The sequence below is a fragment of the Candidatus Delongbacteria bacterium genome, assembly GCA_020634015.1.
Classification (GTDB): Bacteria; CAIWAD01; CAIWAD01; order CAIWAD01; family CAIWAD01; genus JACKCN01.
Window position 1 is genome coordinate 384,099 of record JACKCN010000001.1, and the last position, 13,638, is coordinate 397,736.

Here is a 13,638-nt window from a genome sequence, read left to right on the forward strand (position 1 = left end):
GGGTGGGGGGAAAAGTGGTTCCATCCGTTCTGGAGTGCCGTGGCGTTTCCTTGCGTTCCATCGACAATCGGGAGACCGCCGGACCCCATGCGTGAAAGTCCACAGCGGGGGCCGGCTGACCAGAAAATTCAGATCGGAAAGGAGCTGGTGCAAAGCTGGCCCAAAGGTGCGCGCGGCAGGCGTTGTTCTCGATTCCCACAGACTCCCAGGGCAAGCGCCCAATGTTTACATTGGGCGGGTCTTTTGCAAACGGTGCTGGCTCGAATCCACCAGATTTCACCGTCTCGCGGCCTTCGCACACTGCAGCCCGACGCCTTGCCTGCCGATTCAGACCGGCAGCCCGAACCTCGCGCGGAATCGCCGCACGACGGTTGCCGCCCGGTTTCGAAATTTCCTGGAGGAACTCCCTTGGCACGGATACTGGTCACCGGCGCAGCCGGGTTCATTGGCTACCACCTGAGCGAAAGCCTGCTGGCCGACGGTCATGAGGTCTGCGGCATCGACATCGTGAACGACTACTACGACCCTCAGCTCAAGTGGGACCGGGTGGCGCGCCTGAAGGAATCGACCGCGTTCCACTTCGAGAAGGCGGACCTCTACAACAAGGGCCACCTCGAAAAGATCTTCAACAGCTTCGAGCCGCAGAAGGTGGTCAATCTGGCCGCCCAGGCCGGCGTGCGCTACAGCGTGACCCACCCCCAGGTCTACATGGACTCGAATCTGGTGGGTTTCCTCAACATTCTTGAACTGTGCCGCCACAACCACATCGAAGGGCTGATCTACGCCTCCAGTTCCTCGGTGTACGGATCCAACAGCAAGATTCCTTTCAGCGTGACCGACCGGGTGGACAATCCGATCAGTCTCTACGCGGCCAGCAAGCGGGCCAACGAACTGATGGCCCACTGCTACTCCCACCTCTATGGCCTGAACACCACCGGACTCCGCTTCTTCACGGTCTACGGCCCCTGGGGACGACCGGACATGGCGCTGTTCATCTTCACCCGCAAGATCCTGGCCGGGGAACCGATTCCGGTTTTCAACAACGGCGACATGAAGCGTGACTTCACCTTCGTCAGCGACATCGTCCAGGGCATCCGGGCGGCCATCGACGCCAACCACGAATGCGAGCTCTTCAATCTGGGCAATCACCGCAGCGAGCGGTTGATGGATTTCGTGCACCTGATCGAGGACTATCTGGGCCGCAAGGCGGAAATCGACTTCCAGCCGATGCAGCCCGGCGACGTGCCCGAGAGTTTCGCCGACATCGATCACTCCACGGAGAAACTGGGCTACAGGCCCACCACCAACATCGACGTGGGCATCAAGCGCTTCCTGGACTGGTACACCAGTTACTACACAGGCACGCGCACACCGGTCTGAGCGGGCCGATCCAGGGAGGACGACCATGAAGGGTATCATTCTGGCCGGCGGGGCCGGATCACGCCTGTACCCGATCAGCAGGGCCTACAGCAAGCAGCTGATGTATGTGTACGACAAGCCGATGATCTACTACCCGCTCTCCAGCCTGATGCTGGGCGGCCTGCGCGAAATCTTGATCATCACCACCCCCGGGGACCAACCGGCTTTCCAGCAACTGCTGGGCAACGGTGAACAGATCGGACTGACACTGAGCTGGGCCACCCAGGAGAAACCGGCGGGCATCGCCCAGGCCTTCACGATCGGGGCCGAATTCATTGGCGATGATCCAGTCTGTCTGATTCTGGGCGACAACCTGTTCTACGGCCATTTCAACTTCTTCCGCGAGGCGGTTGCCGGCTTCCGGGACGGCGCACTGATCTTCGGATACCGGGTGAAAGACCCCGAGCGCTACGGCGTGGTGGAGTACGACACGCACGACCATGTGGTCAGCATTGAGGAAAAGCCGGCACGCCCTCGATCCAATTACGCAGTGCCCGGGCTGTACCTTTACGACAACAGTGTGATCGAGCGGACGCGCGCCCTGCAACCCTCGCCACGCGGCGAGCTGGAAATCACGGATCTCAATCGCAGCTATCTGACCGAGGGCCGATTGCGCGTGCACCGTCTGGGGCGAGGTATCGCCTGGCTGGACACGGGCACGGTGGAAAGCCTGCTGGACGCCAACAATTTCATCGGCTCGATCGAGAGCCGCCAGGGGCTGAAGATCGGCTGCATCGAGGAAGTGGCACGCCGGATGGGGTTCCTTGATCACGGGGCCTTCCGGGCTCTGTTGCAGGACCTGCCTGTGTCGCCCTATCGCAGTTACCTGGAGGCGGTGGCATCGGAGCTGCCCGATTCCATCTGACACGCGCTCCAGCTTCCGCTGGATCACGGATGCACAAGAAACCTTGCTCTGGGAGATTGAATGAAGATCATTGGCGTGGTCGGTGCCCGACCCAACTTCATGAAGATCGCGCCCATCATGCGCGCCTTCGAGAACACGGCCATCGAGTTCGTGCTGGTCCACACGGGACAGCATTATGACCACCGCATGTCCCAGAGTTTCTTCGAGGAGCTGGGCATTCCGGCACCCCGGATCAACCTGGAAGTGGGCAGCGGCAGCCATGCGGTGCAGACTGCCGAAGTGATGAAGCGCTTCGAACTGGTCTGTCTGGAGCAGAAGCCGGACTGGGTGCTGGTGGTGGGCGACGTGAACAGCACGGCCGCGTGTTCCATGGTCGCCGCCAAACTTGGCATTCTCATCGCCCACGTGGAAGCGGGCCTGCGCAGCCGCGACCGCAGCATGCCCGAGGAGATCAACCGCCTGGTCACCGACGTACTCAGCGACCTGCTGCTGACCACCTGCGAAGAGGCCGATCGCAACCTGCTGGCCGAGGGCATTCCGGCCGAGAAGATCCGCTTCGTGGGCAACACGATGATCGATACCCTGGCCCGGATGATTCCCATGGCACGGGAGCTGGACCTGCCAGGCCGTCTGGGTGTGACTCCCGGCGAGTACGCCGTGCTGACCCTGCACCGTCCCAGCAACGTGGACGTGAAGGAGACCCTCGAAAACCTGCTGGGGACCCTGGAAGAAGTGCAGAACCGCCTGCCGATCGTGTTCCCGATTCACCCGCGCACCCGCAAGAACATCGACGACCTGGGTCTGCTGACCCGGCTCAAGGAGCTGGAAGGCATCCGGCTCTGCGACCCGCTGAGCTACATGGAATTCCTCAACCTGTACAGCCAGTCCCGGTTGGTGCTGACCGACTCAGGGGGCATCCAGGAAGAAACCAGCTGGCTCAGGATTCCCTGTGTGACGCTGCGCGAGAATACCGAACGCTATGTGACCGTTGAGCTTGGCAGCAATTATCTGGTAGGGACCGACCGCGACACGATCCTGGCGGCGGTCAATGATATCCTGGATGGACGTGGCAAGAAGGGCGAAGGCATCCCGTTGTGGGATGGCGCCACCGCGGAGCGTATCCGGGACATCTTCGTCGAACTGGCCGTGAAACAGGCCTGAGCGGCACGGGGTCCGCCCCGTATTCCACTCAACCTCACTCAGGGCGAGCTGAAACCGGAACTCCATGATCTTCTTCCTGCGAACCCTGTTCGAACGGGTCCTGCGCATCGTCATGCACCTGCTGCTGGATGTGTTCCTGATCGGGTACAACCGGGTGACTTACCACTACCGGCAACGCCTGCTGGAGAACCAGCCCTGCATCATCGTGGCCAATCACAGCAGCCACTACGATGCGGGAGTACTGCTCTCGGCCTTTCCCTACTTCACGATGCACCGGGTGCATCCCGTGGCCGCACGCGATTACTTCTTCTCGAACCGGCTGCAGGCGGCCTTTTTCACCGTGTTCATGAATGTGCTGCCCATCGAACGCAGTGCGCGGATGAAGGACGCCTTCGTGGAAACCGAGGAAGCGCTGTCCCGCGGGCACAGCATCATCATTTTCCCGGAGGGCACACGCAGCCCCAGTGGGCAGGTCGAGGATTTCAAGGTGGGAGTGGGGTATCTGGCCGCGCGCTGGAAACTGCCCGTGATTCCCGCCTACATCGACGGAGCGCACGCCGCCATGGGCAAGGGCCGCAATGTGCCGAAAGCACGCAAGATCAGCGTGGTCTTCGGCAAGCCCCTGTATTTCAAGGGTGACCCCGAGAACAAGGAACACTGGGCTGAGTTCGCGGGGAGTCTGCGGGGCCAGATCCTCAACACGCGCAAGGCCTGGCAGCGGGCACGCGAGCAGCGCAACCAGAAGGCCGCCATCGAGGACTGACGCGCGTAAACGGTCCACAATGGGAACCTTCCGGGGAGCCGGGAGTTTCCCGGCGATCCGCGCCCCGATGCCCGCAGACCGGCGCACGTCTCACCCTCAGCCCGGAGAACCATGGGCACGACGAGCCTGATCACATTGGCACTGGTTCTGTTCATGAGACCACTCACACACAGCGAGGACATGACGGATATCGTGCGCACTCTGGACAATGCCACGGTCCAGGCCCAGGACGCCCACAATACCTATCTGGGCAGCATCAGCAGCGAGCACTCGGGCAACTCGATCTTCAACGATTTCGGAGCACACGGCGGCCAGAACCAGCTGGATTCGGTCTGGAATCCGCTCTGGGTCTTCGGGAGCCCCTGGTCACCCTGGTCGTCGTCCAATGAATTCGCCAGCGCTCCCCCACGGATCATCAAGGACGGCGCGGTGATCGGGTACCTGACCACCAACCCCGACTTCCCCAACCGGATCAACCCGATCCAATTGAAAACACTCAAGCCGCTGTTCACCTTGCCCGAGGGCTGTTGACACACGCCGACACGGCAGTGTTCTGGATCGGGCGACCCTGCACCATCCGCCGGACCGGTCGGCACGCCCAATCTCCCGTGTTCCCTTCCTCCATGCCAAGCACCACTCCGCCGCAGCCCGGAAAAGCCCGCGAACCTTTCCTCCAGCACACGCGCTCGGGCGCGGTCCGGGGAGCGCACAACCGGGCCGGAACCGGTCTACACGAACCATCCCCTCCCGTATCCCCAGTTTGAGCCGCAACGGATTCTGGGGACATGAGGTTCAAGGCTTTTCCCGGCATCGTACAGGTGTGTGTTGTGTCAGGGAAACTGGACACGTCGCGATTGGGGGTTGACCTCCCGCCCACCGCCGCCTCCACCCACCCGGGGCACGCAGGATTCCGCTTTCGGTTCCCCGATGGGCTGGCACGGGACAGTTCTCACGGGACCCGTGTCAACCGGATTGGACACGGCGGCCCAGTGAGTGTGTGTTATGTCAGGGAATCTGGACATGTCGCAAGCGGGGGTTGCCCCCCGCCCACCACCGCCTCCACCCACCCGGGGCACGCAGGATTCCGCATTCGGTTCCCCGATGGGCCGGCAGGGGACAGTTTTCACGCGACCCGTGTCAACTGGATTGGACACGGCGGCCCAGTGTCTGAAGCGGTCGACTCAGATTGTCCCCACATGCCAACGCGGCGACCTGCCAACGCACATCCTCGGGCGCAGCCCGGAGGTTCTCCATCAGGACCGGGACCAGAACACCCGGCGCCCTCTCCTCCTCACATTCCCTGGTTTGCACCGGAAAGGTTTCTGGGGGCCTGATGTATGCGGGGGTTTTTCCGGTCTGCGGGAATCAGCGTGTTGTGTCAGGATAACTGGATACATGCACGTGGGGGGTTGACCTCCCGCCCACCGCCGCCTCCACCCACCCGGGGCACGCAGGATTCCGCATTCGGTTCCCCAATGGGCAAGCACGGGACAGTTTTTACGGGACCCGTGTCAACCGGATTGGACACGGCGAAAGGAAGCCTGCAGCAAATGGCTCATGTATCCTGAAAGAACCCGAGAGGCCCTCCTCCAGCAGACGCGCTCAGGCGCACTGCGGGAAACACACAGCCAGAATGGATCCAGGCGACACGATCCCTGGCCCCCGCCGGTCCCGGTCTGCACCGGATTGGATCCCGGGAATCCGGCCTGTGTGGGACATGACCGGTCCATGAACCAGAAGAGTACGTCAATCAAGCCGGGCTGCCGCCTCCAGCGGCAACACCCGCATACCCGCGCAGAGCACTTCCAGCCTGGTTTCCATACTGGCCTGCCCGTGATACTGGCGCCAGCCTCGCCAGCCTCGCACAAGTCGCGGCTGATCCGGGTCCAGCTCCCAAGGATGCAGGTAGACCTGTGGCAGGGCTCCCGTGCGTGCATCACGTGCCAGATTCCAGCGACTCCAGGCCAGAGGCAGCACGCGCAACCAGAACCCGCCCCCGTGACCCAGCGGAATGCCGAAAGGCCGATGCCCTCCCAGAGGCAATTCCAGCACTCCACTGCCTGGCTCACGCCAGACCCTGCCCAGCTGCAGCTCAAGCGGAAGATTGCCCACGGACGGGACTCGTGCCCGCATCACACTGGACGACCAGCGGTACCCGTTTTCAGCCAGCGCCCGATAGAACAGGGAGTCCTGAGGATCGAGGCTGAAATCCGGCGCACGGAAGCCCCGTTGGCCGACAGCGGGCAACCAAGGACCAAGCGCGGTGGTCGCCCCTTGCAGATCTTCGCGAGCACGAGCAGGATCCGCACGATGCAGATTCAGGTGGGAATGCCCATGGCAGCCGATTCCGTGACCGGCATCCCGGATCCGGTCCAGCAGCTTCCCGTGTGACAGAGCCAATTGGCCCACAGCAAAAACGGTGGCCTTCAGGCCCAGACGCTCCAGCAGGCGCAACAAACCGGTGACCTGAAGCTCCAGCCTGGTGTCCAGCTCCTGGAGTACGGACGTGGACAGGCCCGCTGCCCTCAGATTGGAGGCCATCGAAGGCAGTTCAAGGTCAATCGAGAGGTAACGGGATGTCATGAGGGTCTTTCGGCGGACTTCTGGTACGACGAACTTGTCGGCGTGATCGGATGAATGACCAACTGATCGTGCATTGGTATTGCAGCTGGCATGAATATAGCGCCCAGTCTTTCTTGTTGTGCAGGGTCCCAGCCTCGTGAGTACTGAAACAAGCATCCGGCAGACATTGAATCTTGGTTCAGGCGTGGATCCCCGGGCAGTGCTGCTCCCTGTGGCGTAACTTGTGCCGTCCGCGTCCGGCTGTCGAATCCGCCGATCCTCCAGGAAGGGACCCGCTGTCGATGTCCTCCTGTCCCCGCTGTACCACGCCCCTCGATCTGGTCGCCGGTTCACCGGCGATGTACCGCGCCTGCCAGGCATGTGGGGGGCGACTGATCACCCTGCCCGCGCTGAAGAAGTCCGTTCCCGACGCAGTCGTCAGACAGCTCTGGCTCGACGCCCGCAGGGACTCGCCGCCACGGGGGTTGAATTGCCCCGAATGCGGCCGGCCGATGATGCGTGTGCAATCGGCCGGGGACAGCGCCCCCCCGTCGCTGGATGCCTGCACGCACTGCCAGGCCTTCTGGTTTGACGGGGGTGAGTACGAGCAACTGCCCAACATCCCCCGGGAATCCCGACTGGAAGACCGGCTGACTCCTGAGGCGCGCGAAAAGATCGGCATGGCCGAAGTCGAAGAAATGCGCCTGATGCGGGCGACAGTCGAGAAGGCCCCTTTCGAACCTCAGGAAACCTGGCAATGGCTGCCCGGATTTCTGGGCATGCCGATCGAAAGCGAATTGCCGCCCGTGCAGCGCAAACCGCTCGTCACCTGGACCATCGGTGCCCTGATGGTGGTGGTCAGCCTGATCGGTCTGCTCAACCCCGAGACCAGTTTCAAGGACTGGGGCATGATGCCGGCCCAGGCGGGACGCCACGGTGGGATGACCGTGATCAGCTCCTTCTTCCTCCATGGAAGCCTGATGCACCTGCTGGGCAACCTCTGGTTTCTGCTGCTCTTCGGCGACAACGTGGAAGAACAGCTGGGCAAGGGGAAGTACCTGCTCCTGCTGCTGCTGGCCACCCTGCTGGGCGACCTCTGCCACTGGGCGGCCGATCCGGGATCCACGGTGGTGCTGGTTGGAGCCAGTGGAGGCATTTCCGGCGTCATTGCCTGTTATACCTTCAGTTTTCCCAAGGCACGCCTGAATTTCATGCTGGGCTGGTGGATGGGGTTGCGCTGGATCGGTCTGCCCGCCTGGGGCTGGTTCGCACTCTGGATCGGCATGCAGCTCCTGGGGGCCTGGTTCCAGTTGAAAGTCGGCAGCAATGTCTCCAGCCTGGCCCATCTGGGAGGGGCGGCAGCCGGCATGCTTTTCTGGGCTTTCAAAGGGCACGAGGAGTGATTCGCCCCGGGTGGAGTTGCTTAACCCCGGGACCTGCCCCACATTCCTGCCCGCGTCGGTCCAACCTGGCCGACACCCAACGAATTCAGGAGTCGAGATGCCCGGACCTTTCCCCGTGCCGGAAGCTGACGACGCTTCCACCTATTTCCAGACCTACATCCGCCTGCTGGGTGGGGAGAATCCGCTGGAGGCGGACGCCCGGATCCATGCGCACACCCTGTCCATGCTCGAGCCATTGAGCGAGGAGCAAAGCCAGTTCCGCTACGCTCCGGACAAATGGAGCATCCGGGAGTGGCTGGGTCACGTGATCGATTGCGAGCGCGTGTTCAACTTCCGGGCGCTCTGGATCGCGCGCGGGGCCGAAGGGGAGCTGCCCGGCTTCGATCAGGACGCCTGGGTCCAGATCGGCCGCTGGCACGAGCGTTCCTTCCGCGACAGTCTGGATATCTACCGTGATACCCGTCGAACAACCAGGGCCTGGTACCTGGGGCGTACGCCAGAAGAATTGCAGCGCAGGGGACGGGCCAACAACAATACGTTGACCGTCAATTCGCTGCTGCACATTCTGATCGGGCACGAACTGCATCACCAGCGAGTGCTGGAAGCCCGCTACATGCCCGCGTTGGGAAGCACACGCTGAACGGCACACGCGCCTGATCCGTCGGTCGGATGTGTCGGAGCCTCTGCCCCGCCGAATACACTTGTGGTCTCGAAGGAAAGCCATGTCCAGTTCCAATGTGCGCCTGCTGCACCTTCATCAGCGGGTGCTGGATTCATTGCAGGAAGCCCTGCCCCACCTGGCCAGCCGCAATGGACTGCTGGCCTGGGCCGGTCGTTGGCCGGACCTTGCTCCCGAGTCCCGGGCCCGCCTGCTCGCCAGAGTGCGCGCCTGGTCGGATGAATTGCGGGAACTGGCCGGGGACACGCTGCCCCAGGACCCTGCGACCGTGCATCTGCTGGACCGTCTGGAACGCCTGACCGGGCAATTGGCTCAGCCCCTTGACCCCTTCGATCTGGCCGAGACGCTCTCCATCGGTCTGCGTGATCTCTTGATGCTGCCCATCGCGACACTGCCCGAACGGGCCGGGGCGCTGGTGCAGCGGCTGCGCGGGCTGCCCTTGATGATGGAACAGGTTCGCGTCCAGCCGGTGACACAGTCCCCCTGGCGAGCACGGCAGGCGGCCGCGGCGATCATGGAACTGGCGCGCTGGCTGGATCACGGCGCCGAAGGCTGGCTCAAGGGCAGCGACGAAAGCCTGGCCCTGCTCAGGAGGGAGGCCCCGGCCGCGCGTGAGACACTGTTCGACCTCGCGACATTGCTGGCAGGGGGTTCCGATTCGCGTCCCACCCCGCTCGGCGACGCTGAACTGGGTGCCGTCTGGAAGGGCGAAACCGGGCGCGAATGGCACCCGGATCGCCTCGAGAAGCAACTGGAACGTGAACGCAACCGACTGTTGCTGCAACTTGAGCAGCAAGCCCAGCACTTCGGCCGCCGATTCGTGAGCGCAACAACTTCCCCATCGACGTCTCACGGACGGGACCTGGCGGAGTTGCTGCATCAGCTCGGGCAGGACACTCCGCAGGTGGAACAATGGGAAGCCTACCAGAACCATCAGCTGCGTGACCTGTCGCTGTTCGTGGAACGCACGGGATTGCTGCCCGAAAACTTCGCCTGCCCCGAGTTGCTGCCCCGCACATGGCAGGAACCGGTGAGCGAATGGGATTGGCTGCCCACGGGGCGACAGGCCAGAGCCTCGCTGTTCTTTCTTGACATCGCCGCTCTGGATGGTCCGGCTCAGCTTGAGTTCGTACAGGACCGCAACACCTGGGCAATGCAGGTTCTGCTGGCTCGCGAAGCCCTGCCGGGTCGCCTCTGGCTGATGCAGCACTGGCGCGAGCTACGGGCGGCGGGCCGTCTGCTCAATCGGGCCGCGGACGCCGATGGCTGGGCGCTGCTGGCTCCCGAACTGCTGAACCGGGTGGGCTGGGGTCAGGCCGAAAGCCGGATGAGGATCATGCTGCTCAAGGAGCGGATCAGGGATCACGCCTGTGCCCTGGCCGATCTGCGCTGGCATCGCGGCTCCCGTGGCGAAGAAGACCTGCTGGCCTCATTGTCCCAGCAGGGCCTGATGCCGCTCTGGCTGGCTCGTCTGCAGCTGGAATGCATCCAGCGCGAACCGGGTCGGGCGTTGCTGGCCATGGAAAAACTGGATGCCCTGCGCCAGCTGGAAAGCCGCTTGAAGAAGACCTGGAGCGACGAGCTTCAGTCGGGAGACATCGTCGATCAGCTGGCCGCCTGCGCGGATCTGCCCATTCACTGGCTGCGCAAGCATGGTGACACCATCACTCCGGGCGGGCGCTGCGTGTCCGAGCTGCCCTCGCCTCTGACACTCCTGCGCCAGCACAACCGCGACGATCTGGTTGTGGGTCTGGAAGAGCAGCTCGCCGCTCTGGGCAGGATCCAGCGTGAGGATCTGGAAGCCGGGCGCGAATTCGATCTGGTGCAACACGAGGCGGGCGCCCACTCCAGCACTCTCTTCGGTTCGGCTGAGGAAGACGACAGCGCGCTCGCGGATCCGGACGGGATCCCGGCCGGTAGCGAAGGCGATTCCGAGGACATGCTGGAGAACGATCCTGAAGAACACGATGACCCGGATCAACACTGATTTCCGGCCCAGGCTCCCGCTGATCCTCTGCATCCTTGTGGGGCTCGCGGGATGTTGTACACCCGACGCCCACAGAATCGATGCGGCTCAGACGCCTTCTGTCCATTCTACCGCGGAGAGCAGTGCTCCGACTCCCGCCCTCGCTGAGTTCTTTCGCGAGCTGTATCGTCCCCAGACTTTCATTTCCCATGACAGCACTGCAGACAACCCGGGTTGGCTGGGTTTGCCCGTGGCCCCGGCTCCCGTCGAACGTCTGCGCGCGGGAATCAACTCCCTGGAAGGCTGTGTGCTTCAGCACCGGGGCGAGGCGCACATCACGGTGATCACGCCGCCCGAAGCCGAACGCATTCGGGCACATGATCCGAGCCTGAGGATGGATGTGATCCAGGCCGTGGCCCTGCCCATGCTGAACGTGGCGCGCTGGAACAGTCCGGGCATCGGCAGTCTGGAACAGGATGGGAAGCAGACTTGGTTTCTGGTGGTGGATTCCCCGGACCTGCGTGCGCTGCGCGAGCACATCGCCCGGACCTTCCTGTTGCCCATTGAGGTCCTGGACCCTGATGCCCAGGACCTGCATGTGACCATCGGGTTCATCGGTGGTGACTTCTGGCCCCCGGCAGGCAGCAAGGGCCCCGCTTCCCTGAGCCCGGAGCTGAACTGGCAGGCCGTGCTGGGCCTCTGAGCCCGGATCCCGGCGGTGCATGATCCTTCCATCCGAAACCAGAGCATTTCCGGGCACAGGAACTCTTGGCTGGCCTGTCTGGCCGTGGTCGCGTTCAGGGAGAGCCATTCCGGGATGGGGATTGCAGGGGGGACGACCTGACGGTGGAAGAGCGCTGGCAATCGGTGTCGGGTGTCCGTCACGCAGACTTGACAGTGATTCTTGGGGTACCCCTCCCGCCCTCCGCCGCCTCCACCCACCCGGGGCACGCCGGAAGTGGAAATTGGTTCCCCGTCGGACCCGGGACGGGCAACGTTCCGGGAGTGAGTGACAAGGAGATTGGACACGCTGCGAGGGCTGACCAGTCCGGAGCGTTCGGTTGGAAATGTGTCAGGGAGAGTGGACGCTTGATTTCACGGGGTACCCCTCCCGCCCACCGCCGCCTCCACCCACCCGGGGCACGCAGGAAGCGAGAAATGGTTCCGCTGACGTTCTCCTGACCGACAAGATTCAGGGTGTGGTGTCCAGATGGCCTGTCATCGGATACGCACAGAGTGCCTATCCGCGCTTGCGCGCTGCCCGGACTCGGCTGACCGGTTCAGTGCGCCGACGCTCCTCCTCCAGCAATTCACCAACCCGTTCCGGCTTTCCGGCCCGAAGCAGATCGGCCAGTTGCTCGAGTTGCCCCTCGAGGCGCAGCCGCGTCTCGGCCTGTTCCTTGTAGACGGCCCGCAGGGTTTTCTTCCAGGCGACCCAATCGCCGCGCTTGAGTTCGCGCAGGTCCACCTGCTGTCGTTGCTCGGGATCAGGATCCAGTGAGTCGCCAGCCCTGGCATGGATCACCCGGTTCCCCACCTTCCCGCAGGCACGCAGCAATCCGGCTTCCCGCAGACAGTATGTGATGCAACGTGCCAGTGCTTCGGACACTTCCAGTCGCTGGGCAAGTCCCCGGCTGGTGAACCAGCGTTCCAGGTCTTCTGGCAGCACACGCAGCCAATCCTCGACCGATTCAAGAAAGACCTGATCCTGCACCGAGGACAGTCTGCGCTCGAGAACCAAGTATGGCTTCTGGCGACGGCGGGCGGGCCGGACCTGACGCCACTCCTCTTCCTCGGTGAGCAATACTTCGATCCGCAAACGGGGATGCGTCATCAGGTCGGGCAGGGCCACCAGTTCGCTGAACAGTTCCTCCCAGCGCCCGCGCAGCGGGCTGGCCCGACGCTTGCCGGCCACCCCCTCTTCATTCTGGAGCACGATCCAGCGACGCGCGCAGACCGGATGCACCAGCACGACCGTGTGTTTCTTCAACAGCCGACGAAGTTTGGGGGCAATGGCGGCAAAGGAGCCGGTCTGGATTTCCACAAGGCGTCCACGGTCGTCCACGGCATCAATCCGAAAACCACCCACAACCTGCTCGGTGGCGTCAGGTTCGTGGGCGTACAGCATCTTGAGCTGGTGATGGAGCAGGGATTCGGACACGAGCGCTCAGGCCCCGGTCGTGGGGGGCGGACCGTCGGAAGCGGAAGATGGTCTGGCCGGCGTGAATCGGGGATCCGCGCTGGATCCGTTGCCGTACTCGCTGCGGTTGTCGTCCATTTCAGGCACGCCGCGGCCCAGCAGGAAGGAAGAGAGCACGGAAAAGGCCATTGAAAAGAACAGCATGCTGGCCATGTTGCTGAAAAACTGACCTGCCGGTGAGAAACGCTGCTCCAGCATCGCCAGGCGATCGGCGATCACATCGGCCGCCAGGGAATCGGCGTGAAACAGTGTTTCCTGCTGTGCCAGCAGGGCGGGCAGGAAGTCCGGGTTCAAACGCCCGAAGTAGAGCCAGAAGAAAGACCCCGTGCCCACACCGCTGACCAGACCGATCACCAGCCCCGTGCGCATCGCCTGGGCATAGCGGATCTGCCCGTTCGGTTCCCGGCGGCGTGCCTCGAGAATGCCCAGGTACACCCCGGCGAAGACCACGCCCAGAATCAGGAAAGGGGCCCACCAGCTTCCGGGTTCGTTCGACGGTGACGCGGGATAGGTGACCAGAGTGTGAGCCACCACGAAGGCGGTGATGGCCAGTCCAAACAGTGCGCTGCGAAACATGGGGCAATCCTGCAGTGGAAGATGTCGTCATCTGCATGGGTTCC

12 protein-coding genes are annotated in these 13,638 nt (G+C 63.2%); 9 read left to right on the forward strand and 3 right to left on the reverse strand.

The annotated features are described in order from the left end of the window. Positions 1-87: 87 nt before the first annotated feature. The 5 genes from H6678_01635 to H6678_01655 all read left to right on the forward strand — a co-directional run bounded on the left by H6678_01635 (position 88) and on the right by H6678_01655 (position 4,739). Positions 88-1,380, forward strand: a complete 1,293-nt coding sequence (locus tag H6678_01635; GenBank protein MCB9472490.1) for a GDP-mannose 4,6-dehydratase — start codon at positions 88-90, stop codon at positions 1,378-1,380. Positions 1,381-1,405: 25 nt separating this feature from the next. Beyond that, positions 1,406-2,284, forward strand: coding sequence for a glucose-1-phosphate thymidylyltransferase RfbA (rfbA, locus tag H6678_01640; protein MCB9472491.1), 879 nt, complete (start codon positions 1,406-1,408; stop codon positions 2,282-2,284). A 60-nt stretch (positions 2,285-2,344) separates the two neighbouring features. After that, a complete protein-coding gene (gene wecB / locus H6678_01645) occupies positions 2,345-3,445 on the forward strand; it encodes a UDP-N-acetylglucosamine 2-epimerase (non-hydrolyzing) (GenBank protein ID MCB9472492.1) in 1,101 nt (366 codons plus the stop codon). Positions 3,446-3,509: 64 nt separating this feature from the next. Next, positions 3,510-4,208, forward strand: coding sequence for a 1-acyl-sn-glycerol-3-phosphate acyltransferase (locus H6678_01650; GenBank protein MCB9472493.1), 699 nt, complete (start codon positions 3,510-3,512; stop codon positions 4,206-4,208). A 111-nt stretch (positions 4,209-4,319) separates the two neighbouring features. Further along, complete coding sequence (locus H6678_01655) at positions 4,320-4,739, forward strand: hypothetical protein (protein ID MCB9472494.1); 420 nt, start codon at positions 4,320-4,322, stop codon at positions 4,737-4,739. 1,215 nt (positions 4,740-5,954) lie between these two features. Here H6678_01655 and H6678_01660 read toward each other — a convergent pair. Then, entirely contained in the window at positions 5,955-6,791 is an 837-nt protein-coding gene (locus tag H6678_01660) for a DUF3473 domain-containing protein (protein ID MCB9472495.1), read from the reverse strand. Between the two features lie 281 nt (positions 6,792-7,072). On the opposite strand from H6678_01660, the gene H6678_01665 reads away from it, so the two are divergent. From H6678_01665 to H6678_01680, 4 genes are all read left to right on the forward strand, one after another. Then, positions 7,073-8,173, forward strand: coding sequence for a rhomboid family intramembrane serine protease (locus H6678_01665; GenBank protein MCB9472496.1), 1,101 nt, complete (start codon positions 7,073-7,075; stop codon positions 8,171-8,173). 97 nt (positions 8,174-8,270) lie between these two features. Beyond that, a complete protein-coding gene (locus H6678_01670) occupies positions 8,271-8,813 on the forward strand; it encodes a DinB family protein (protein ID MCB9472497.1) in 543 nt (180 codons plus the stop codon). Between the two features lie 82 nt (positions 8,814-8,895). Continuing rightward, positions 8,896-10,839: a DUF885 family protein gene (locus H6678_01675; protein ID MCB9472498.1), complete on the forward strand. Its 1,944-nt coding sequence runs from the start codon at positions 8,896-8,898 to the stop codon at positions 10,837-10,839. A gap of 229 nt (positions 10,840-11,068) precedes the next feature. After that, positions 11,069-11,521 carry a hypothetical protein gene (locus H6678_01680; protein ID MCB9472499.1) on the forward strand — a complete coding sequence of 151 codons (453 nt, stop codon included), beginning with the start codon at positions 11,069-11,071 and terminating at the stop codon, positions 11,519-11,521. A 537-nt stretch (positions 11,522-12,058) separates the two neighbouring features. On the opposite strand, the gene H6678_01685 is transcribed toward H6678_01680, so the two are convergent. Together H6678_01685 and H6678_01690 are read right to left on the reverse strand one after the other, a co-directional pair. Then, the gene (locus H6678_01685) at positions 12,059-12,979 is read right to left on the reverse strand and encodes a hypothetical protein (GenBank protein ID MCB9472500.1); all 921 of its coding nucleotides are present in this window, start codon (positions 12,977-12,979) and stop codon (positions 12,059-12,061) included. 6 nt (positions 12,980-12,985) lie between these two features. Further along, a complete protein-coding gene (locus H6678_01690) occupies positions 12,986-13,594 on the reverse strand; it encodes a DUF4199 domain-containing protein (GenBank protein ID MCB9472501.1) in 609 nt (202 codons plus the stop codon). Between the last annotated feature and the right edge of the window lie 44 nt (positions 13,595-13,638).